Annotated in this window: 23 protein-coding genes; 15 read left to right on the forward strand and 8 right to left on the reverse strand. The window is 65.2% G+C overall.

From position 1 onward, the window contains the following. The first annotated feature begins 1 nt into the window (after position 1). From LFT46_RS01410 to LFT46_RS01425, 4 genes are read left to right on the forward strand one after another with little or no spacing between them, the layout of a single operon-like run. On the forward strand, positions 2-994 hold the full coding sequence (locus tag LFT46_RS01410; protein WP_236800671.1) for a carbohydrate ABC transporter permease: 993 nt from the start codon (positions 2-4) through the stop codon (positions 992-994). Further along, positions 991-1905 carry a carbohydrate ABC transporter permease gene (locus tag LFT46_RS01415; RefSeq protein WP_236800672.1) on the forward strand — a complete coding sequence of 305 codons (915 nt, stop codon included), beginning with the start codon at positions 991-993 and terminating at the stop codon, positions 1903-1905. The genes LFT46_RS01410 and LFT46_RS01415 overlap by 4 nt, the downstream gene beginning before the upstream one ends. Beyond that, positions 1902-3374: a glycoside hydrolase family 1 protein gene (locus LFT46_RS01420; protein ID WP_236800673.1), complete on the forward strand. Its 1473-nt coding sequence runs from the start codon at positions 1902-1904 to the stop codon at positions 3372-3374. Before LFT46_RS01415 ends, LFT46_RS01420 begins: the two co-directional genes overlap by 4 nt. Beyond that, positions 3374-4426, forward strand: a complete 1053-nt coding sequence (locus LFT46_RS01425; protein ID WP_236800674.1) for a LacI family DNA-binding transcriptional regulator — start codon at positions 3374-3376, stop codon at positions 4424-4426. Before LFT46_RS01420 ends, LFT46_RS01425 begins: the two co-directional genes overlap by 1 nt. A 54-nt stretch (positions 4427-4480) precedes the next feature. On the opposite strand, the gene LFT46_RS01430 is transcribed toward LFT46_RS01425, so the two are convergent. The 5 genes from LFT46_RS01430 to LFT46_RS01450 form a co-directional block, all read right to left on the reverse strand. Continuing rightward, positions 4481-4930, reverse strand: coding sequence for a transferase (locus tag LFT46_RS01430; protein WP_236800676.1), 450 nt, complete (start codon positions 4928-4930; stop codon positions 4481-4483). Positions 4931-5023: 93 nt separating this feature from the next. Next, a complete protein-coding gene (locus LFT46_RS01435; protein ID WP_236802986.1) occupies positions 5024-5683 on the reverse strand; it encodes a GntR family transcriptional regulator in 660 nt (219 codons plus the stop codon). Positions 5684-5803: 120 nt separating this feature from the next. After that, a complete protein-coding gene (locus LFT46_RS01440; protein WP_236800678.1) occupies positions 5804-6835 on the reverse strand; it encodes a transketolase family protein in 1032 nt (343 codons plus the stop codon). After that, positions 6832-7743, reverse strand: coding sequence for a transketolase (locus LFT46_RS01445; RefSeq protein WP_236800680.1), 912 nt, complete (start codon positions 7741-7743; stop codon positions 6832-6834). The genes LFT46_RS01440 and LFT46_RS01445 overlap by 4 nt, the downstream gene beginning before the upstream one ends. A 36-nt stretch (positions 7744-7779) precedes the next feature. Continuing rightward, positions 7780-9117 carry an MFS transporter gene (locus LFT46_RS01450; RefSeq protein ID WP_236800681.1) on the reverse strand — a complete coding sequence of 446 codons (1338 nt, stop codon included), beginning with the start codon at positions 9115-9117 and terminating at the stop codon, positions 7780-7782. Between the two features lie 185 nt (positions 9118-9302). Between LFT46_RS01450 and LFT46_RS01455 the strand changes: the two genes are divergently transcribed. From LFT46_RS01455 to LFT46_RS01480, 6 genes are all read left to right on the forward strand, one after another. Further along, positions 9303-10127, forward strand: coding sequence for a sugar phosphate isomerase/epimerase family protein (locus tag LFT46_RS01455; protein ID WP_236802987.1), 825 nt, complete (start codon positions 9303-9305; stop codon positions 10125-10127). Positions 10128-10274: 147 nt separating this feature from the next. After that, entirely contained in the window at positions 10275-11048 is a 774-nt protein-coding gene (locus LFT46_RS01460) for an SDR family NAD(P)-dependent oxidoreductase (RefSeq protein WP_236800682.1), read from the forward strand. Between the two features lie 134 nt (positions 11049-11182). Further along, on the forward strand, positions 11183-11974 hold the full coding sequence (locus LFT46_RS01465) for a DAK2 domain-containing protein (RefSeq protein WP_373462172.1): 792 nt from the start codon (positions 11183-11185) through the stop codon (positions 11972-11974). Next, the gene (locus tag LFT46_RS01470) at positions 11974-12465 is read left to right on the forward strand and encodes an RpiB/LacA/LacB family sugar-phosphate isomerase (protein ID WP_272910844.1); all 492 of its coding nucleotides are present in this window, start codon (positions 11974-11976) and stop codon (positions 12463-12465) included. The genes LFT46_RS01465 and LFT46_RS01470 overlap by 1 nt, the downstream gene beginning before the upstream one ends. A gap of 22 nt (positions 12466-12487) precedes the next feature. After that, on the forward strand, positions 12488-12736 hold the full coding sequence (locus LFT46_RS01475) for a hypothetical protein (RefSeq protein ID WP_236800684.1): 249 nt from the start codon (positions 12488-12490) through the stop codon (positions 12734-12736). Between the two features lie 52 nt (positions 12737-12788). Beyond that, a complete protein-coding gene (locus LFT46_RS01480) occupies positions 12789-13229 on the forward strand; it encodes an SRPBCC family protein (RefSeq protein ID WP_236800685.1) in 441 nt (146 codons plus the stop codon). Here LFT46_RS01480 and LFT46_RS01485 read toward each other — a convergent pair. Beyond that, positions 13207-14766: a carboxylesterase/lipase family protein gene (locus LFT46_RS01485; protein ID WP_236800687.1), complete on the reverse strand. Its 1560-nt coding sequence runs from the start codon at positions 14764-14766 to the stop codon at positions 13207-13209. The genes LFT46_RS01480 and LFT46_RS01485 overlap by 23 nt on opposite strands. A 100-nt stretch (positions 14767-14866) precedes the next feature. Between LFT46_RS01485 and LFT46_RS01490 the strand changes: the two genes are divergently transcribed. Continuing rightward, positions 14867-15619 carry a GAF and ANTAR domain-containing protein gene (locus LFT46_RS01490; protein ID WP_236800689.1) on the forward strand — a complete coding sequence of 251 codons (753 nt, stop codon included), beginning with the start codon at positions 14867-14869 and terminating at the stop codon, positions 15617-15619. Here LFT46_RS01490 and LFT46_RS01495 read toward each other — a convergent pair. After that, positions 15604-15939: a hypothetical protein gene (locus tag LFT46_RS01495; protein ID WP_236800691.1), complete on the reverse strand. Its 336-nt coding sequence runs from the start codon at positions 15937-15939 to the stop codon at positions 15604-15606. The genes LFT46_RS01490 and LFT46_RS01495 overlap by 16 nt on opposite strands. Before the next feature lie 514 nt (positions 15940-16453). On the opposite strand from LFT46_RS01495, the gene LFT46_RS01500 reads away from it, so the two are divergent. The 3 genes from LFT46_RS01500 to LFT46_RS01510 all read left to right on the forward strand — a co-directional run bounded on the left by LFT46_RS01500 (position 16454) and on the right by LFT46_RS01510 (position 18137). After that, on the forward strand, positions 16454-16891 hold the full coding sequence (locus tag LFT46_RS01500; protein ID WP_236821089.1) for a universal stress protein: 438 nt from the start codon (positions 16454-16456) through the stop codon (positions 16889-16891). 140 nt (positions 16892-17031) lie between these two features. Beyond that, complete coding sequence (locus tag LFT46_RS01505; protein ID WP_236800696.1) at positions 17032-17610, forward strand: hemerythrin domain-containing protein; 579 nt, start codon at positions 17032-17034, stop codon at positions 17608-17610. Between the two features lie 62 nt (positions 17611-17672). After that, the gene (locus LFT46_RS01510; protein WP_236800698.1) at positions 17673-18137 is read left to right on the forward strand and encodes a phage tail protein; all 465 of its coding nucleotides are present in this window, start codon (positions 17673-17675) and stop codon (positions 18135-18137) included. A gap of 55 nt (positions 18138-18192) precedes the next feature. On the opposite strand, the gene LFT46_RS01515 is transcribed toward LFT46_RS01510, so the two are convergent. Then, positions 18193-18942 (reverse strand): FadR/GntR family transcriptional regulator, encoded by a 750-nt coding sequence (locus tag LFT46_RS01515; RefSeq protein WP_236800700.1) that lies wholly within the window; start codon positions 18940-18942, stop codon positions 18193-18195. 138 nt (positions 18943-19080) lie between these two features. On the opposite strand from LFT46_RS01515, the gene LFT46_RS01520 reads away from it, so the two are divergent. Then, positions 19081-20379, forward strand: coding sequence for an ABC transporter substrate-binding protein (locus LFT46_RS01520; protein WP_236800702.1), 1299 nt, complete (start codon positions 19081-19083; stop codon positions 20377-20379). Positions 20380-20452: the final 73 nt, after the last annotated feature.

A 20452-nucleotide genomic window follows, 5' to 3' on the forward strand; every position in this document is an offset into this window, starting at 1 on the left:
CATGGCTGTCACCGACCGGGTCATAACGCCCCCAGCCGGGCGCAGCCCCAACGCCGGGAATGACGGGAAGAACGTCCGGCGGCTCGCACTCTCCCGGCGGGTTTCCAAATGGGATGTCAAGCTGTCCCCCTACCTCTACATCTCCCCGTTCTTCCTCCTGTTTGCGGTCACGGGCCTCTTCCCGCTGGCATACTCGGCATGGGTTTCGCTCCACAACTGGAACCTCATCGGCGGGCAGGGAAAGTTCGCGGGGCTGGACAACTACGCCTTCGTCGTAGCCCAGCCGTACTTCTGGAACGCTGTGGGCAACACCTTCAGCATCTTCGTCCTTTCCTCGGTTCCCCAGGTTTTCCTCGCACTGGTGATCGCGGCGGTGCTGGACGCGAACCTGAGGGCCAGGACGTTCTGGCGGATGGGGGTCCTGGTGCCGTTCGTCGTCGCGCCGGTGGCGGTGGGGCTGATCTTCAACAACCTCTTTGCAGACCAGTTCGGGCTGATCAACGAGATGCTGAAGGCAGTAGGGCTTGACCCGGTCCGGTGGCACTCCGACTCGCTGGCGAGCCATGCGGCCATTGCCACGATGGTCAACTTCCGGTGGACGGGGTACAACGCCCTGATTTTCCTGGCCGCCATGCAGGCGATCCCCCGCGATGTGTTCGAAGCGGCAACGATCGACGGTGCCGGCCGGCTGCGGCAGTTCTTCTCGGTGACCGTGCCCATGCTTCGCCCCACCGCCATCTTCGTCGTGATCACCTCCACCATTGGCGGGCTCCAGATCTTCGACGAGCCCAGGGTCTTCGACCAGTCCGGCCTGGGCGGCGCGGACCGGCAGTGGCAGACGCTCACCATGTACATCTGGGAGCTCGGCTGGGGCCAGCGGAACTTCGGCAGGGCCTCCGCCGTGGCGTGGCTGCTCTTCCTGATCATCGTGCTGATTGCATTGCTCAACTTCGTCATCACCAAGCGCATAGCCAGCCAGGGAGGCCGCAAGTGAGCTCCATTCCCATGATCGAACAGACTGCCGGCAAGGGTGCCGCCCGCGCGGCGGCCCGGCGCCGAAAGGGCGGGAACGGCAGGGCCGGGTTCGGCGGCGCCCGGCGGCCGGGCTTCCTCACCTACGGTTTCCTGGGGGCAGTCCTCCTCGCCTCGGTCTTCCCGCTGTACTGGTCCTTCCTGGTGGGCAGCCACGACAACACCGTCCTCAGCCGCGGCATCCCGCTGCTGCCCGGTGGAAACTTCCTGGCCAATGCGGCGAAAGTCTTTGACAGCATCCCGTTCTGGAAGGCGATGGGCAACAGCCTGATCGTCTCGGGTGTGACGGCAGCGTCCGTCGTCGTGTTTTCCACCCTTGCCGGATTCGCTTTCGCCAAGCTTCGTTTCCGCGGCAACAAGGCACTGCTGGTCTTCGTGATCGCCACCATGGCGGTTCCCACCCAGCTGGGCGTTGTCCCGCTGTTCATCGTGATGTCCAAGCTCGGCTGGACGGGTTCGCTGTGGGCTGTCATCATTCCGGGCCTCGTCACGGCCTTCGGGGTGTTCTGGATGACGCAGTACCTTCGCGACGCCCTGCCGGACGAGCTGATCGAGGCGGTCCGCATGGACGGCGCATCAATGATCCAGGCCTTCTGGCACGTCGGATTTCCCGCGGCGCGGCCCGCCGCGGCGATGCTTGCCCTGTTTACGTTCGTGGCCACCTGGACGAACTTCTTCTGGCCCTTCATTGTCCTCGACCCCTCAAACCCCACCCTCCCGGTGGCACTGCAGCTGCTCCAGGCGGCCCACTTCGTTGACTATTCAGTGGTTCTCGCCGGCGCGGTCCTCGCTACCGTCCCACTCTTGCTCCTGTTCATCGCGGCAGGCCGGCAACTCGTATCAGGAATTATGCAAGGAGCAGTAAAAGGATGAGTTCCACCGCACTTCCGTTTCCCCAAGGCTTCCTCTGGGGGGCGGCAACGGCCGCCTACCAGATCGAAGGCTCCGCCCACGACGGCGGCAGGAAGGACTCGATCTGGGACACCTTCGCCCGTGTGCCCGGCGCCGTGGCGGACGGCCACAACGGCGACGTGGCCTGTGACCACTACCGGCGCTACGAACAGGACGTAGCGCTCATGCAGCACCTGAACATGAAGGCCTACAGGTTCTCCACCTCATGGGCGCGATGCATGCCCGACGGCGTCACCCCCAACCCGGAAGGCATCGCCTTCTACTCCCGCCTGGTGGATGAACTGCTCGCGGCAGGAATCACCCCTTGGCTGACCCTCTACCACTGGGACCTGCCCCAGGCGCTCGAGGACAAGGGCGGCTGGGCCAACCGGGACACTGCCTACCGCTTTGCCGAGTACGCCGCAGTGATGCACGAGGCGCTGGGGGACCGGGTCCGGTTCTGGACAACGCTGAACGAGCCGTGGTGCTCGGCATTCCTTGGCTACGCGGCCGGCATCCACGCTCCCGGACGGCAGGAACCCCGGGCCGCACTTGCCGCGGCCCACCACCTCATGCTTGGCCACGGGCTGGCAACCCGTGAGCTCCGCCGGAGGGATGCGGACGCCTCCCTGGGCATCACCCTGAACCTGACGGTCGCAGATCCCCGGGATCCCGGCAGCGGCAGTGACCGTGACGGCGCCAGGCGGATCGATGGCCAGTTCAACCGGATCTTCCTTGACCCGCTGTTCAAGGCGGAGTACCCGGCGGATCTCTTGGCGGATGTGGCCCACCTTGGCCTCGCTGACGTGGTGCGGGAGGGGGACCTGGACATCATCTCCGCTCCCTTGGACCTGCTCGGCGTGAATTACTACCACGGGGAGTCCGTGACCAAGGATCCTGAAGAGGCGGTGCTGCAGGAAGGGCAGAAGCCGGCGGCGGCCGCCAGGCCCACGTCCTCGCCGTTCGTGGCCGCCGATGGTGCACGCTCGGTGCCGCGCGGCCTTCCCGTCACGGGGATGGGCTGGGAGGTCCAGCCCGAAGGGCTGCGCCGGCTGCTGAACCGGCTGCAGGCGGAGTACACCGGCCCGGCGCGAGTTCCGGTCTACATCACCGAGAACGGGGCGGCCTACGATGATGTGCCGAATGCGGCGGGTTACGTGGACGACCAGGACCGGCTCGCATTCTTCGCCGCCCACCTGCAGGCAGTGCATGGGGCCATCACCGACGGCGTGGACGTACGCGGCTACCTGGCATGGTCCCTGCTGGACAACTTTGAATGGTCCTTCGGCTACCACCAGCGTTTTGGGCTGGTCCGGGTGGACTACCAGACCCAGGAGCGCACACCGAAAGCCAGCGCATTGTGGTACTCCGAAGTTGCCGATTCCAACGAGGTAACAGCTGAAAACGTGGATGGGTTATCTTCGGAGCCGGGTGTCGTATTGTCTGTGTAATGAACGAAAAGACCAGTCGCCCCGTCCTTGCCAAGGCGGGGCGGCAAAGTCCAACGCTGGAGGATCTGGCCACTGCCGCCGGAGTATCGCGCTCCACTGCCTCCCGTGCAATCAACGGCGGCTTGAAGGTGAGCCCGGAAGCCAAAGCCGCCGTTGAAGCCGCAATCGTGGCTTTGGGGTACACGCCCAACCAGGCTGCAAGGAGCCTGGTCACGCGGCGCACGGCGTCGGTGGCGCTGGTCATTCCGGAGCCGGACGCCCGGGTCATGATGGACCCGTACTTCGCAGCCGTGATCACCGGAGTCAATGATGCGCTCCGCGATACGGACATGCAGTTGGTGCTGCTGATGTCCAGGGCAGGGGATGACTCGGCACGGACCCTGCGGTACCTGCGCGGCGGGCACGTGGACGGCGCCATCGTGGTGTCCCACCACCGAGCGGACGACTGGGTTGAGACCCTGGGAACCATCGGCCTGCCCACGGTTTTCATCGGCAGGCCCTGGAATACCGGTTCCGGCCTTCCCTTCGTGGACCTCGACAGCTTCGAAGGCGGACGGCTGGCGGCGCGGCACCTGGCCGGCAAAGGGCGCATCCACCTCGCGACCGTTGCTGGACCTACGGACATGACAGCCGCCGTCGACCGTCTGGAAGGGTGGCTGCAGGGGCTCAAGGAAGCGGGGCTGCAGGCAGCACCCGTTGTCCACGGGGATTTCACGACGGCGGGCGGCGCCGAGGCGGCGCGCAACCTCTTCGCCCAGGCGCCGGAGCTGGATGGGGTCTTCGCTGCATCCGATCTCATGGCGCTTGGCGTCGTGGACACTCTTCGCGTCGCAGGGCGACGGGTGCCGGAGGATGTAGCGGTCGTGGGGTTCGACAACCACGACATCCAGGCAGCAAACGGCCTTGGGCTCACCACGGTGGCCCATCCGATGATGGAGATTGCCAAGCAAGCAGGCCAACTATTGATCCGCGCCATTGAGAACCCGGGGGAGCAGCTGGAACCGGTCATCTATCCCGCGGAACTGGTGGTGCGCGGAAGCACTGCCTGCTGATCTACCGGAGTTCCTGCCGCCGCACTTCAGGCCGCCCCTGAAAACCGGCCCGGCTCAGGCAGCCATCCCGCTCTTGTGCTTGCGGTGCTGCCGGTGCTTTGCCGGTGCCAGGCGGGAGTGCGCGCCGGCGAGGACCTCGCTGCCATCGGGCACGGTGCTGTCGGTGTCCAGGTGGACACCGTGCTCAATCAGAACGCTGGAGCCGATCCGTGAATGGCTGCCAATATGCACGCGGTTGCCGATCACCGTGCCCCGGCCGATCCGCACCCCGTCGCCGATCACCGTCCGGTCCCCGATGGTGGCGTCACGATCGATCCAGCTGCCGTGCCCAATACGGCAGCCGGGACCCACCTGGGCGCCATGTTCCACGTACGTCATGGGGCCGACGCGGGCGCTGTCCGCCACCCTGGCTCCCGGAGCGATGAGCCCACCGCCGTTGTCATGGCGGGCATACCGGGTGACCTTCCCGGCGTCGTCCTCAACTGACACAAACTTTGCGGTCATACCATCCCTCGTTAAGCGCTGCGGCTGTTTACCGCTCAGTAAGTTAACGGGCGGGAGGGCGCTGGGATTCCCAAATGGGCAGGTGGGACGGGGTTACGCCACCAGGTTGGCGGCTGCGGTGTCCATGTGTTCCAGGATGGTCTTCCGGGCCAGGCCGGCGTCCCCGGTGTCGATGGCGGCCACGATGTCCTTGTGGCGGTCCACGCTCATGTTGCTGACGCCTTTTTCCAGGCCCGCGAACATGATGGACATCCGGATGGAGCCCTCCAGCGACTCCCAGGAGTGGAGGAGCGTTTCGTTGCCGGTAAGCCGGCAGAGGGTGCGGTGGAACTCGAGGTCGGACTCGATCCGTTCCTCCAGGCTTCCGTTGGTGGCGTCCGTCATGGCGTCGATCGCTTTGTGCAGTGATTCGGTGACGTGCTTCCGGTCGGGGAGCTCGCAGAGCGTCCGGGCGGCCAGGGACTCCAACGCGGCGCGGACGGCGTAGATGTCCCGGATTTCTTTCTCATCCAGGTGGCGGACGGACAGCCTGCCCCGGGGCCCGGCGGACAGCAGCCCCTCCTGCTCCAGCTGTCGCAGTGCCTCGCGGAGGGTGCCTCGGCTGATCTGCAGCATCTCGGACAGTTCCGTCTCCACCAGATGCCGGCCGGGTTCCAGCTCCCCGCTGGTGATGGCGGTGCGCAGCGCGGAGAGTGCCTGCTCGCGCAGGCTTTTCTTTTCCAGTCCCAGCAGCGGGGCGGTCAGTCCGGCCATGGCTTCTGTCCTCAATGTCATAAGTCGACTGTTTACAGTCGGTAGTGGATTCGATATTACGGCAGAAAGCACGGCACCGGCTTAGGACCAGTGCCGTGCTATCTCCATTGGTTGCCTGCCTTAGCCGAGTTCGGCGAGGACTTTGGCCACAATGCGGTCCACGGCCAGGCCGTACCGATCGTGCAGGGTGGGAAGGGCGCCGGCGTCCAGGAACTGGTCCGGCAGCGCCACGGGCACCACGCGCTTGCCCACACCGGCGGTGACGACGGCGGAGGCAACAGTTTCGAACAAACCGCCCACCACGGAGTGGTTCTCCAGGGTGACGGTGAGGCGATCCGTGTTGATCTCCTTAAGGACGGTCCCGGCGTCGAACGGCTTGATGGTGGGGGTGTGCACGACGGCGACGTCCACGTTGTGTGCCTCCAGCGCCTTGGCTGCCTGGAGGGCGCGCATGGTCATCAGGCCGGAGGAGATGAACACCACGTCATTGCCGCCGCGCAGGACCTTGGCCTTGCCCAGTTCGAACGTGTAGTCGTACTCGTCCAGCACGGTGGGCACGTTGCCGCGCAGCAGACGCAGATAGGTAGGACCTTCCGACGCAGCAAGCTGCGGGACGGCCTGTTCGATGTCGATCGAGTCGCAGGGGTCCACGATGGTCAGGTTGGGCATGCCGCGGAAGATCGCCATGTCCTCGGTGGCCTGGTGGCTGGGGCCGTACCCGGTGGTCAGGCCGGGCAGGCCGCCGACGATGTTGACGTTCAGGTTCGGCTCCGCCGCGTCCAGGCAGAGGAAGTCGTAGGCGCGGCGGGCGGCGAACACCGAGTAGGTGGACGCGAACGGCACCAACCCGGACTCGGCCAGTCCGGCGGCGGCGCCGAAGAGCAGCTGCTCAGCCATGCCCATCTGGAAGAACCGCTCCGGGAAGGCCTTGGCGAAGATGTGCATGTCCGTGTACTTGCCCAGGTCCGCGGTCAGGCCCACGATCTTGTCGTTCTCCTGGGCGGCCTTGACCAGGGCATGCCCGAACGGGGCGTTGGAGGTCTTCTGGCCGGGGTCGGCGAACGATGCGATCATCGCCGAGGTCTTCAGCTTCGGCTTCGCGGGTGTTGCAGCGGCTGCTGCGGTGTCGGGGGCCTCCGTGGTGGTGCTCATGCTGAAGCCTTTCCTTCATATCCGGCGGTGAGCTGCTCGCGGCAGATCTGCCATTCGTGTTCTTCGATGCGCATGAAGTGCGCCTTTTCGCGGTTTTCCAGCAGCGGCACGCCGCGGCCCACCTTCGTGTCGCACAGGATCACGGAGGGACGTCCGACGGCGGCGGCCTGGGCAGCTGCGTTGTCGAACGCTGCCAGCAGCGCTACGACGTCGTTCCCGTCAACACGCTGGGTGTACCAGCCAAACGATTCCCACTTCTCGGTCACGGGCTCGGTGCGCAGCACCGTATCCGTCTTGCCGTCGGCCTGCAGGGCGTTGATGTCCACCATGGCGGTGAGGTTGCCCAGCTGGTGGTGGTGCGCACCCATGGCCGCCTCCCACGTGGAGCCCTCGTCCAGTTCACCGTCCGAGAGGAAGTTGAACACCCGTGCGTCCGAGCCCTGGTACCGCAGGCCCAATGCCAAGCCGACGGCGATGGTCAGGCCGTGGCCCAAGGACCCGCCGGAGATTTCCATACCGGGGGTGTAGGTGGACATCCCGGACATCGGCAGTCGCGAGTAATCCGAGCCGTAGGTTTCGAGTTCCTCCACCGGCACCACGCCGGCCTCGGCAAGGGCCGCGTAGTGGCCGATCGCGTAGTGGCCGGTGGAGAGCAGGAACCGGTCGCGTGCCTCCCAGCGCGGGTCCTCGGGGCGGAACCGGAGCTGGTCTCCATACACCGCAGCGAGCATGTCGGCGGCGCCCAGGGCCTGGCCTACATAGCCCTGGCCCTGCACCTCACCCATGGTCAGGGCGTGGTGCCGGATGCGGTACGCGGCGGCGCTGATCTTGTCCACCCGTTCCGGGGACACTGCAGTCTGCAGTATCTCTCCCTGCGGGGCGGCGTCATGGACGGTGTCTGTAGGCATTAGTTGCTCCGTGGTTGTTTCGTGCGGGGCTGTCATTCAGGCGTTGACGGTGTTGGGGGTGCTTTTGGTGGCTTCGTCGGCCAGCTCGCGTTCCCGCTTGCCCCAGGTTTCCCGGGTGGCGACGGCGGCCCAGAGACCGATCAGGGCATAGGCGCCGAAGAGCAGTGCCGGGCCCATCCAGCCGAAGCTGACGAACAGCAGGGTGGTGATGAACGGGGTGAAGCCGGACACCATGGCCGAGATCTGGTAGGCCAGGCTGGCGCCGGAGGCGCGGGTCTTGGCCTGGAAAAGCTCCGGGAACCAGGCACCCTGGGCACCGGCCAGAGAATTCTGGCAGACCGCGTAGGAGATCACGATGGTGAGGATGATGGCGATGAACAGACCGGTGTTGACCAGCAGGAACATCGGGATGGCAAACAGGGCGGCAAAGGCGGTGGACCACACGTACAGGGGGCGGCGGCCGATGCGGTCCGTGAGGGCAGCCCAGGCTTGGGTGGCGAAAATGCCGATGGCAGAGGCGATGCAGAGGGCGATGAGCGTCTGGCTCTTGTCGGCCAGGTGCTGGCTGTTGATGTAGGAAATCATGTAGGTGATGGACACGGCGTAGCCGGCTGTTTCAGCGATGCGCAGGCCGATGCCCTTGACGATGTTGCGCCAGTCGGTCTTGATGACCTCGACGATGGGGGCCTTTACGATGGCGCCACTGTCCTTGACCTCGTCGAAAACGGGGGACTCGGGAACCTTGGAACGGATGACTAGCCCCACGATGACCAGCAGGATGCTGGCGAGGAACGGGATGCGCCAGGCGAGCTCGCCGCCGAGCTGGACGCTGAACAGGAAGGTCAGGTTTGCCAGCAGCAGGCCGACGGGGAAGCCGGCCTGGACGATGCCGGTGAACTTGCCCTTGGCCTTCCATGGCGCGTGCTCGTAGCTCATCAGGATTGCGCCACCCCATTCAGCGCCGAAGGCCAAGCCCTGGACAATGCGGACGAAGACCAGCAGTGCCGGAGCGAGCAGTCCAACCGCCGCGTAGGTGGGGAGCAGGCCAATGGCGAAGGTGGCCAGGCCCATCAGGATGAGGGAAGCCACCAGTACGGGCTTCCGTCCCACCTTGTCGCCCAGATGGCCGCCAATGATGCCGCCCAGGGGACGGGCCGCGAAGCCGACGCCAAGGGTGGCGAAGGAAGCGAGGGTGCCCGTAACGGGATCGCTTCCGGGGAAGAATGCAGTTCCGAAATACAGTGCGGCAGCGGTGCCGAAGCCGATGAAGTCATACGTCTCAATCACGGCCCCCACGCCGGATCCGATGGCAACTCGCCGGGCGTCCTTGGTGCCGTGGACCGGGCCGCGCATGGTCAGAGCATCTTTGCTCATGGTGGTTCCCTTTCGAAAAGCGGCTGTAGGCGGTCGCCGCTGTCGACTGTTAACAAATGGTACGTCCCAGTGTGACCCAGATCATTTCCACTGTCAACAGTCAACTTCCGGAGTTGACTGTTGACAGTCGACCTGCTTACTGTGGTGCCCATTACTAAAGCCCGGCACGAACCAGAGGATCAATGATGTTCCATTCCAGACTCGGTTGCTCATCCATCAGCTTCCGGCATCAGGACCTGGGCCACGCCCTGCGCACCATCAAGGAACTGGGTTTCGAAGAAATCGACCTGGGCGCCCTCCCGGGGGTTTGCAACCACGTTCCCTATGAACTCGACCCGGCGGCAGTAGCAGCGGTTTCGGCGGAAGTAAATGCATCCGGCCTGCGCGTGCGCTCTGTGAACGGGGACATCGGGGACCTGAACGCAGTCCTCGACGCCGAAGCGAAGGCCGCCCGGGGACGCCACCTCGACGCCTTGCTGACGCTCACGTCCAACATCGGTGCCAAGGCACTCGTCCTGCCTTGCGGCGGCCTGGACCACGCCCCCGTCCGCAGCGAGGAGGCGGACCTGGACCTCGTCGCCGCCCAGCTCATTGGTGCCGGCCGGCGCGCTGCCGAATTCGGCGTCGAAATCTGGACCGAATCGCTGCACTTCCTCCGGTTCTGCTGGAACCTGGAGCGTGCAGGACTGCTGGCTGACCGCCTGGCGGGATCCGGCGTCGGAATCGTCATGGACTTCAGCCACATCGTGGCGGCCGGCGAGGACATCGACGCGTACCTGGACCGGCACTCCGGCCGGGTCCGCCACGTCCACCTGCGCGACGCCGTGCCGGGGAACATCAATCTCAGCATCGGCAACGGGAACGCCGACTTTGCCAGCGGCCTGAAGCGGCTCGCGGCCGACGGGTACGCGGGGCACTTCTCGCTCGAACTGGAAACCCGGGACGTCACCAACGACGAACGCCCGGCCGCTGCCGCCAAGGCGGCCAGCTTCATCACCGACCTTCTCTGACCATCCATTGCTCCATAGCTGTCGTTTTGACGCTTCATAACGGCAGCTACGTGGGCCCCTGCCGGCAAGGGTCCCGACCTGAGCTTGCGAAGGTTGGGAGCCGGTAGGGAGCAATCGATCCACCAAAACAATTCAAGGAGTACCACCATGGCCACCATCCAGCGCACCGCCGTCCTCACCGGAGCCACCTCCGATCGCGGCATCGGCATCACCACCGCCCGCCGTTACGCCCGCGAAGGCTGGGGCATCGTCATCCTGGACCTCGACGGCGAGAAGTCCGCCAAGGTCGCAGCCGAAATCGGCAACGAATATAACGTCCCCGCCTTCGGCCACGAGATCGACGTCGCCAACGAAGTCTCCGTCACCGCTGCCCAGGCTGCCGTTGCCGCCGAGGTCGCTGCCGGCAACCTGCCCCCGGTCGGCGCCCTGGCCAACATCGCGGGCATCACCTCACCCATCCCCTTCCTGGAAACCACCCTTGAGCTGTGGCACAAGGTCATGGACGTCAACGCCACCGGCACCTACCTGGTAACCAAGGCATTCCTGCCGGACATGATCGCCAACGGCTGGGGCCGGATCGTGAACATGTCGTCCGTGTCCGCCCAGCGCGGCGGCGGCGTCTTCGGCAAGGTCCCCTACTCCGCGGCGAAGGCAGCAATCCTTGGCTTCACCAAGGCACTCGCCCGTGAAATCGGCGAAACCGGCGTCACCGTCAACGCCATCACCCCGGGAGCCGTAGACACCAACATCCGCGTAGGCAGCACCGAGGAACAGGAAGCTGCCATCAACGCCGGCATCCCGCTGGGCCGGAACGCCACCACCGAAGAGGTTGCCTCCGTGATCACCTTCCTGTCCTCCGAGGACTCCGCGTACCTCACCGGCACCACCATCGACATCAACGGCGGCAGCCACATCCACTAGCAGCCCGGCCTGCAACAGCGCTTGCCCTGACTAACTCTGCCCAGACAACACCGCGGATGCCGGAGAGCTCACCGTGACAAAGATCTTCAATGACCCCTGGGAGTTCGCCGAGGAAGCCCTGGCCGGTTTCTGCGATGCCCACTCGGACCTGGTCCGGCAGGTTCCCGGCGGCGCCGTCCGGAGAGGAAATGTCCGACGGCGGCGCCTCCGAAGCGGCGTTCGTTGCCACGGACGCCTCCCGCAGGTACGCAGCCGCGTGCGTTGAGGCCATTGCGGCCGCCCGGGCTTCACTGCACGACGCCGAAGAACGGCTGGGCCGGATGGACGCCATCGCCGACGACGGCGACCACGGCCGCGGCATGGTCCGCGGGGTGGACGCGGCAACTGCCGCGGCAGCCTCGCCACTCGGTGACGGTGCAGGGGCAGGCGACGTCCTGGCTGCAGCCGGGGACGCCTGGGCCGACAAGGCCGGCGGCACTTCCGGCATCCTCTGGGGAGCGGGGCTGCGGGCCTTCGGCGAAACGGTGGGCAACAGCACTGGGTCGGACGGGGCGGCCCTCGCGGCAGGGGTGTCAGCGTTCGCAGACCGGATCGTGCAGCTGGGCAAAGCCGAAATCGGTGACAAGACGATGGTGGACGCCCTTCTGCCCTTCGTCGCCGCCTTTAGCCGTGAAGCAGCCAAGGGCGTGGCGCCTGTGCAGGCCTGGGAAACGGCGGCACGGGAATCCGCCGCAGCAGCGGAAGCCACTGCCGATCTCCTGCCCCTCAAGGGCCGCGCCCGCCCCCTGGCCGAAAAGAGCTTGGGCACGCCCGATCCCGGAGCCACCTCGCTGGCCATGGTCTTCGCCGTGATCGGCCCCCATGTCACAGGTACCGCAGCAGGCAACGGAAGCCAGGCTGCAGCGGCAACGGCGGCGGCAAAATGATGACGACGGAAGGACAAGCCATGGGGCTGCGGCTCATTGTCGGCGCGGACGAAGCGGGCGTCGACTACCAGGACAGGGTCCTGGCGGACATGCGCGACGACTCCCGCGTCAGTGAGGTCATCGACATCGGGGTCAACCGCACCGACGCCCCGGGCCACTTCACCAAGCCTTACCCGTATGTGGGCATCGCTGCCGGGGAGATGATCCGGGACGGTAAGGCCGACCACGCCAACCTCTTCTGCGGCACCGGGATGGGCGTCGCCATTCCCGCCAATAAGGTGGACGGCATCCGCGCCGCCCCGGCGCATGACTCCTTCTCCGTTGAACGCTCCATCCTGTCCAACGACTGCCAGTTGCTGACGATGGGCCAGCGCGTGGTGGGCATCGAACTCGCCCGCCGGCTTGCGCGGAAATGGATCGGCTATACGTTCGACCCTTCCTCGGCCTCCGCGGGCAAGGTCAAGGTCCTCACGGACTTCGAGGGCTGCTAGCCCCCGGGCCTAAAGGAGTGCCATGAAACCGTTCCCCTACTACGACTGGATCCGACTGATCGGGGTACCCGTGGAAATCCGGAAGGACTCGCGGGTGGTACGCGCGGGCGTGGTGGATGACGCCATGACCCGCCCCGCCGCCCTGTGGCTAGCCGCCGATGCGGCCGGTGGGAGGACCCTCTTTACTGCCGACGAAGGCTACGAGGCGTGGATCAAGCCACAGGAGCTGGCCGGAAAGCTATGCTACAAAATGGCAGCCGCCCAGCTGTAGGCGCAGCGCGGGGGTTGGGGTTGGGCCAGATGCGGCACCCTAGACTGGGACGATGATCACAGTCACCGGAAGTGTGGAAACCAACCTGTCCGCGGAGAAGGCCTTTGCCTTCATGAGTGAGTTCGAGAACACCAGCAAGTGGGACCCCAACACCCCTGTCATGGACAAGCTCACCCCCGGACCGGTGGCTGTGGGGCACAAGTACCATGCCGAGTCCGAGTTCCGGGGAAAGCGCCAGACCCTGGTCTATGAGGTCATCGAGCTGACGGACAACCACATCAAGCTGCGCGGCGAGAACAAGACCGTCACGGCCTTCGACTCGGTGGACGTTCGCCCCAACGGCACCGGTTCGGTGGTGACATATACGGCCGAGTTCAGCATCAACGGCCCGGCCAAGATCATCCAGCCGCTCCTGAAGCCGGCCTTCAATTCCCTGCGGGATCCGGCCCTCAACGGGATCCGGGACACCCTCAACGCGATGGCAGCGGACTGACTGCTTCGAAGAATTCCCTGATCTCCCGCCGTGGGTCGGCTTCGAGGCCTGGTTCGGCGTCGAGCACCATGGTGTTGCGCTCTTGCCCGTACTCCGGCCAGCCAAGTCCGGCTATGCGTGGCGTTCCCCTCTGCGCAAAGGACGCCCAGGCGCCGCTCATGGCATCGCTGAGGGGCTGCGGCGCCTTGCCGCGGGTGAGGAAGGCAGCCTCGGGAATGTCCAGGTGCCGGAAGACGAAGGGGATGTCCAGGGCGTGGCAGGAACCGAGCTTCCCGCCCATTGCCGGGCTGCGCCAGGTAAACAGGTAGGCAAAGGTCTTGCCGCCGGCGGCCGGACGGGCAGCGCCCGGCAGCCTCGCGTCGAGCAGCCGGTTGCTCGGCTGGCGGTACATGGAGTCTGCGATGGCGGCCTCGATCAGTTCCTTTCCCGCCGGCTCGCGGGACAGCACCCGGGTGAGCGCGTCCGTGTAGCCCGGGGCCTCTTCCGCCGGGACTCCCGCTCCGGCCAGCACCGCGGCGGCACGGTCCGGATAGCCCGGGTCATCCGAAGCGGGTGGACGCGTTTCCACGGCAAAGGATCCCTCGTTGAGGTTTGTTCCGACCAGCAGGTCAACCCCGCGGTTGACGCCGTTGCGGATACTTTCAAGCGGCGGCACCGGCAGCGATGGAGTGCCTACTGTGGGCTGGAACGGCAGCGGGACAGCAAAGGATTCGGCGGCAACCCGCTGTTCCAGGGCTGCCTGGGCCTCGAGCAGCCGCCCCACCGGGAGGGCCAGCAGCTGTGTGGCTGAGGACCGGTCCAAGCTGCACAGTTCAAGGAATGCGGAACTGATGCGCGCCGATTCCTCCGGCTGGCGGTACCGTTCCGCCGTGCCGCTCTGCATGATGGCCCGGCGGAAGAGTCCTTCCGATGCCGGCACGCCCAGCAGGGTGCCGATGGCTGCAGCGCCTGCCGATTCCCCGAAAACGGTCACGTTGGACGGGTCGCCCCCGAAGGCGCGGATGTTCCTGCGGATCCAGCGGAGGGCCTCCAACTGGTCCAGCAGGGCAAGGTTGGAGGAGTCCTCGTAGCCGGGACCCAGCAGCTCCGCCAGGTGCAGGAAGCCCAGGGCACCCAGGCGGTAATTGATGGACACCAGCACAGCGCCCGATGCAGCGGCGAGCCTGCCGCCGTCGTACATCGCATCACTGTTGGCGCCCAAAAGGTACGCGCCGCCATGGATCCACACCATCACCGGCCTGGCCGGGCCATCCGTCCCCCGCGTCCAGATGTTCAGGTTGAGGCATCCGTCTTCGCTCCAACTGCGTGGCTTGGTCCCCGGGGGAGCGGGGGATTCGGGGTTCTGGGGCGCGGCGGGGCCAGGAGCGGTGCAGTCCCGCACTCCCTGCCACCCCACCAGCGGGACCGGCGGCCGGAAGCGGTTGGCACCCGACGGTGGCTCCGCGTACGGCATGCCCAGGAACCGTTGGATGGTGATCCCCTCACTTTCCACGGAGCTGCCGCGGACCGAGCCGGAGGGGGTGGACAAGCACGTCATGGTGACAGATTACGGCGTGGCGCAGGTAGGCTGGCATAACCGTTCGGCAGTGGGCGCCCACATGGTGTGGCTTTTAACTACTGTTCGGGAGGTATGACCCGTGCTCAAGGCCGGCGTCCCTGAAGGCGAGGACTTCGCAGACGTTGCCCTGCACCTCCAGGAATCATTCCTGCAAAACCCGGAGGTTGAGGCTTTCCTCAAGGGCCTGGCGGCCTATGCGGCCTCCAGGCTTGGGTCTTCGGGCCACGAATGCTCCTGCGACATAACAGTGTTGCGGCCAAAGAAGCCCGTGGCGAGTGCAGGCAGCCACCCCGGCCTGGCGCCGCTCACCCAGCTGGAGTCCAGGCATGGGGACGGCCCCGGCCTGCTGGCCATGCGGACCGCCGAAACTGTCCTGGTGGCCGACCTGCGGCGCGAGCGGCGCTGGCCGGAATACGCCAAGGCTGTCCAGGGGCACGGGTTCCTTTCGGTGCTGAGCGTTCCGGCAGCCCTGGAAGTCGATGTGCGCGGTGTGGTGACGCTTTACTGCCCGCAGCCGCTCGCGGCCGACAACGACGGAGTTTTTGCAGCCGAAGCGTTCGTGCGGCAGGCCTCGAAGGGGCTGAAGCTCGCCCTGCGCATGCTGAAGCTGGAGGAGATCAGGGACGGCATGAGCGCTGCCATGCAGACCCGCACAGTGATCGACCTGGCCACGGGCGCCATTATGGCGCAGAACAGGTGCAGCCAGGCCGCCGCCTTCAAGCTGCTGAAGGACGCATCCAACACCCGCAACATGAAGCTCCGCGAGGTTGCGGCCTCCGTCGTCGCGTCGGTGGCCGGGGCGGCCGGTACCTTCACCTACTTCGACGAGTAAGGGTCTTTCCGTTCCGGGTCGTGCCGTCCAGGGTCATGCGGTTCCGGGCCACGCTGCTCCGGCTGCGGAAGGAACAGTGCGGAGTTGCTGAAGGGGGCCCGCAGCGGCAGTCCCTCGGCAGCGCAGTGCTCGTTGACTGCCTGCGCCAGTGCGTCGCGCTCCTTGGGCGAAAGGGTGGCTTCGCCTGCACAGTAATCCCGGATGAGCTGTTCGGAGGCATCCCCGCCCAGTCCAACGAATTCCAGCCACAGCTGTGCCAGGTCCAGCCGGTGCTCCTTGATAACGGCACCGGTCAGGGCCCGCTGGTCCACGGCTTCCATAGTCCCGTCCTAGCTTTGCTTGAACTACTACATCCGGAATTCGGAATGTGCTGGCCGGAGGATGGGTGCGCCGCGAAATTCCTTCTGCCGCGCCGCTGCCGGCGTCCGAAGGACCTTTGCCCCTAGGCAAGCACATGGGAAAGCAGCCAACCTGAGTGTCTGGAGCAGGGGTTAACAACAGGAGGCATGGACCATGGGCGCATGTGATGTCTGCGGCAGCAGCGAGGGCCGGATGTTCACCGTCAGCATGGGAAACCAGTCCGGCACGTTTGACAGCTTCGAATGCGCCATCCACATGATGGCTCCCGCGTGCGAGCACTGCGGCTGCCGCATCCTGGGTCATCCGGTTGAGAGCGAATCCGGTATCTACTGTTGCCTTCACTGTGCCAGGGAAGCGGGAAATCCACACAAGGCCGCCAAGCCGGAGCATTCCACGGTGGCTGTGCCGGCGCAGGGCGCGACGACGGACCAGGGTTAGTCCCGCCGGTAACCGTCCAACAGGAAAAGGGGAGTCGTGCCCGGTAACGGAAGCTTCAGGATCATTGTGGGGGTGGACGGTTCCGACCAGTCCAAGGCAGCAATGGACTGGGCAATTGAAGAAGGCCGGCTGCGCAATGGTGAGGTCCAGGCGTTGACGGCGTGGAGCTTCCCCTACGTCAGTGATGCCATGGGAACAGCCTGGGACTATGAGATCTTCGAGAAGGACGCCCAGGCCATCCTTGAAGCGGAGCTCGAACGCGTCAAGGACCGGGGCGTATCCGTCACGGGAAAGATCGTGGAGGGCAACCCGGCATCGGCGCTCATTGACGCTTCCCGGGACGCTGACCTCGTGGCCCTCGGTTCCCGCGGTCACGGTGGATTTACCGGAATGCTGCTCGGCTCAGTGTCCCACCAGACCATCCACCACGCCCACTGCCCGGTGCTGGTGATCCGGGAACCATCAGCTGAGTGAAGCCGTGCTCTTGGGTGCCCTACCTGACTTCCAGATGGGGCCCTGTTTAGGGCTTTTTGCCATGGATCGCTTTGCTGGCCCGTGGTAGTTTGACCGTCTCGCGTCGCTTACGCAAAGCGATCCAGGAGGAGGGCCGGATCATGAGTGATACCAATTCCGCAGGAACCAACGTCGACGTCGTGGACATCCTGACCAGCGACCACCAGGACATGATTGCTTTGATCGGGCAGATCAAGGGCGCGCCCGGTGAAAGTGAGCGCAGGGACCTCGCGGACACTTTGATTGCCGAGGTGATGCGGCATGCCGTCGCCGAAGAAATGTACGTGTACCCGGCCGTTGAAGACCATGTGCCCGACGGCAAGGGCGAAGTGGAGCACGACAAGAAGGAGCACGCAGAGATCGTCAAGCTGATGAAGCGGCTGGAAAAAGAGGAACCGTCTGGCCAGTCCTTCATGGAGCTGGTCAATGAGCTTGAGGCACAGCTGGGCCACCACGCCAACGACGAGGAGACCGAACAGTTTCCTAAGCTCCGCCAGCACATTCCACGCGAGAAACTCATCGAGATTGGCGAAAAGGTGGAGAAGGCGAAGAAGCTGGCACCCACCCGGCCGCACCCGAGTGCACCGCATTCCGAGTTGTTCCACAAGACCGTGGGGCCGGGCGTGGGGATGGTGGATCGGATCCTGGACAAGCTCACCGGCCGGCATACGGGCTCGTAGGACGGTAGACCACGGCTTGGGTCTGCGAGGATGAGTCGAAACATCACTTCCAGGAGGACCCATTGCCCAACACCGTTGATTTCAAGGACGTATCGACTGTCGGACTGGAATCGTCACCGGTAGCGGAGGCGCTGGCCGGGCTGCGGGCGAACGAGGCTCGCTATTACAAGAACAAGTATGGCCACGACTTCACTGTGACTCCGGCAGCTGATGCACCGGAACTGGTGGACTACGTGAACAACATCCTGGCCACAGAGCGGAACCTGGTGATCGGGTCCAAGCCCCTTGAGGTCTCCAGGTTCGAGGTGGACGGCCTGCGGATGACGTACGTCTTCTACGAATCCGGCCTTTCCATCAACGTCATGTACGGAATCGAGGAGGGTTCAAAGCGGGCGGTCGGGTTCAAGCTCTCCGACGGCATGGAGGTCCCCGAGGAACTGGCATCCAGCTTCAAGTTTGCCCGCCAGAAATCCAAGCTCGCCGGCACCATCCGCGGCTCCTACTTTGTGGTCAAGGGCCAGTACTGAGCACTGGCATCTGCGCGGGTGGCCCGCGTACTTCAGCCCACCACCGAACAGCGGCTCACTCCGTCCGGGGACGTTCCCCCTTCGCGTGGTGGCTGGACCAGATATCGCCCATTTCCTCCGTGGACTGCTCCACGATCCTGCTCATGGCCGCGTGGGCTGCGCCTGCGTCGCGGCGTTGGATGGCGCTCGCTACGTCCACATGCATCTGCAGCGCCTCATGGTCCGGAAGATGGGGCATCAGGCCGTGCTGGGTGCGCCCCGCCAGCACTTCAGCAACGAGTTTATGCAACTGCGAAAACATCAGATTGCCGGAGGCATTGAGGACCGCAGCGTGGAACTCAATGTCCAGGCGCAAAAACTCCTCCTGGTTCCCGCGCTGTCCGGCAGCCCACAGGCGCGCCGCCATGGAAACAAGATCGCTTGCCTCATCCAGGGACGCGCGTTCGGCAGCCAAGCGGGCAGCCTGCGGTTCGATGGCGCCGCGCAATTCATTCAAGGCCCGCAGCTGTTCCAGCCGCTTGGCCGACGCCAGCCGCCACCGGATCACCTGCGGGTCGTAAAGGTTCCAGCTGGCCTCCGGCTGGACCACCGTTCCCAAGCGCCGCCGGGACTCAAGCATGCCCATGGAGGACAGGACCCGGGTGGCCTCCCGGATCACGGAGCGGGACACCTTGTGCTGCGCCTCCAGCTCATCCAGCCGCAGGATGGAATTCGGTGCCAGTGTTCCCTCCGCGATGGCGAGCCCCAGGTTCTCGACCAGCGATGAATGCAGGTCCGGGGACAACGCCGCCTTTGGGATGGTCATGAATAAATCATATGGGGACACACCAAGCTCTTGTATATGTCTGCCTTATTTGTTTATGCTCGCTGAACACAACAGACGTAACGAGGCGTTTGTAAACGGTCCGCGGAGTTGCGGGCCCTGGAGGCAAAGGGAGTCGTAATGAAGCGACGTTCAATTGTGAAGTACGCGGCAGTTGCCGCAGCGATGTCGCTGGGGCTGACAGCCTGCAGCGGTGGCGGAGGTGGCAGCGACCAGGCCAAGGAGTCCGGCACGGTGCGGGTCACCTTGGCCAACCACGTATGGACTGAAGGCATCAAGGCCGCCATTCCGGAGTTCGAGAAGTCCAGCGGGCTCAAGGTCGAGCTCACGCAGCTCGGCGAGGACCAGCTCTCGGACCAGTACAACGTCAAGCTCAACGCAGGCAGCGACGAGATCGACGTGATGATGTACCGGCCGCTGCAGGAAGGCAAGGCCTTCGCCAAGAACGGCTACCTGGCGGACCTGACCAAGAACGTCTCCTCGGACTCGGGCTGGGACTGGAAGGACTACCAGGAAGGTCCCGTCAAGGCCACCACCGTTGACGGCAAGGTGGTTGGCGTTCCGATCATCACCGAACGCGAAGTCCTGTACTACCGCAAGGACCTGCTCCAGGCTGCCGGGCTCCAGGTCCCCAAGACCATGGAGGAACTCGAAGCGGCGGCCAAGGCCATCAAGGCTTCCTCCCCTGACACCGCCGGCTTCGTGGCCCGCACAGGCAAGTCCGCCGCGGTCACCCAGTTCTCCAGCTTCCTGTACAGCTTCGGCGGAGACTTTATGGACTCCAACGGCAAGGCCTCCGTCAACACTGACGCAGCCAAGAAGGCCTACGCCTACTACGGCGGCCTGATCAAGAACTACGGTCCCGCCAACGTCAGCACGGACATGAGCTGGCCTGAGGCGATGGCCATCTTCACCCAGGGCGGCGCCGCCTTCTACACCGAGGCCGATTCGCTCTACAAGAACGCCACCGATCCCGCCAAGTCCAAGGTTGCGGACAAAGTTGGCTTCGCTGCGCTGCCCGCCGGCCCCGCCGGTTCCAAGCCCTACAACATCCCCTCCTGGGCGCTGGGCGTGAACCAGAACTCCAGCAACCAGGACAACGCCTGGAAGTTCATCCAGTGGGCCACCAGCAAGGAGCGCACCCTGGCAGCCCAGAAGGCCGGCGTCCCCGGTCCCCGCACGTCCGTCTGGTCCAACCCTGACGGAACCTCCACCTACCCCAAGGACCTGGCTGACGCGATCGCCGCCAGCGCCAAGAACGGCGTGGGCCACGACCGGCCGGAGGTTGTCACGGTAGGCAAGGCACGTGAAATCGTGGGTGCGCCGATCGTCGCCACCATTACCGGCGCAGACACCGCAGCCGCGGCCAACGACGCCCAGACTGCTTTCCAGACCTTCCTGGACAGCGAAAAGAAGTAGGACGCCGGGCGCAGAAGCGCCCCACACCATCGCGCCGGGACGGCTCTCAATGGCCGTCCCGGCGCGGACCCAC

The organism is Arthrobacter sp. FW306-07-I, from assembly GCF_021800405.1.
Lineage (GTDB): Bacteria > Actinomycetota > Actinomycetes > Actinomycetales > Micrococcaceae > Arthrobacter.

Bases quoted from the DNA above. Each gene is read 5' to 3' on its own strand.
- LFT46_RS01465 (WP_373462172.1), top strand. From the start codon at position 11,183: ATGCCCACTCGGACCTGGTCCGGCAGGTTCCCGGCGGCGCCGTCCGGA.
- LFT46_RS01455 (WP_236802987.1), top strand. From the start codon at position 9,303: ATGTTCCATTCCAGACTCGGTTGCTCATCCATCAGCTTCCGGCATCAG.
- LFT46_RS01435 (WP_236802986.1), bottom strand. From the start codon at position 5,683: ATGGCCGGACTGACCGCCCCGCTGCTGGGACTGGAAAAGAAAAGCCTG.
- LFT46_RS01430 (WP_236800676.1), bottom strand. From the start codon at position 4,930: ATGACCGCAAAGTTTGTGTCAGTTGAGGACGACGCCGGGAAGGTCACC.
- LFT46_RS01505 (WP_236800696.1), top strand. From the start codon at position 17,032: ATGAGTGATACCAATTCCGCAGGAACCAACGTCGACGTCGTGGACATC.
- LFT46_RS01485 (WP_236800687.1), bottom strand. From the start codon at position 14,766: ATGACGTGCTTGTCCACCCCCTCCGGCTCGGTCCGCGGCAGCTCCGTG.
- LFT46_RS01440 (WP_236800678.1), bottom strand. From the start codon at position 6,835: ATGAGCACCACCACGGAGGCCCCCGACACCGCAGCAGCCGCTGCAACA.
- LFT46_RS01450 (WP_236800681.1), bottom strand. From the start codon at position 9,117: ATGAGCAAAGATGCTCTGACCATGCGCGGCCCGGTCCACGGCACCAAG.
- LFT46_RS01480 (WP_236800685.1), top strand. From the start codon at position 12,789: ATGATCACAGTCACCGGAAGTGTGGAAACCAACCTGTCCGCGGAGAAG.
- LFT46_RS01445 (WP_236800680.1), bottom strand. From the start codon at position 7,743: ATGCCTACAGACACCGTCCATGACGCCGCCCCGCAGGGAGAGATACTG.
- LFT46_RS01410 (WP_236800671.1), top strand. From the start codon at position 2: ATGGCTGTCACCGACCGGGTCATAACGCCCCCAGCCGGGCGCAGCCCC.
- LFT46_RS01425 (WP_236800674.1), top strand. From the start codon at position 3,374: ATGAACGAAAAGACCAGTCGCCCCGTCCTTGCCAAGGCGGGGCGGCAA.
- LFT46_RS01470 (WP_272910844.1), top strand. From the start codon at position 11,974: ATGACGACGGAAGGACAAGCCATGGGGCTGCGGCTCATTGTCGGCGCG.
- LFT46_RS01495 (WP_236800691.1), bottom strand. From the start codon at position 15,939: ATGGAAGCCGTGGACCAGCGGGCCCTGACCGGTGCCGTTATCAAGGAG.
- LFT46_RS01475 (WP_236800684.1), top strand. From the start codon at position 12,488: ATGAAACCGTTCCCCTACTACGACTGGATCCGACTGATCGGGGTACCC.
- LFT46_RS01420 (WP_236800673.1), top strand. From the start codon at position 1,902: ATGAGTTCCACCGCACTTCCGTTTCCCCAAGGCTTCCTCTGGGGGGCG.
- LFT46_RS01515 (WP_236800700.1), bottom strand. From the start codon at position 18,942: ATGACCATCCCAAAGGCGGCGTTGTCCCCGGACCTGCATTCATCGCTG.
- LFT46_RS01520 (WP_236800702.1), top strand. From the start codon at position 19,081: ATGAAGCGACGTTCAATTGTGAAGTACGCGGCAGTTGCCGCAGCGATG.
- LFT46_RS01460 (WP_236800682.1), top strand. From the start codon at position 10,275: ATGGCCACCATCCAGCGCACCGCCGTCCTCACCGGAGCCACCTCCGAT.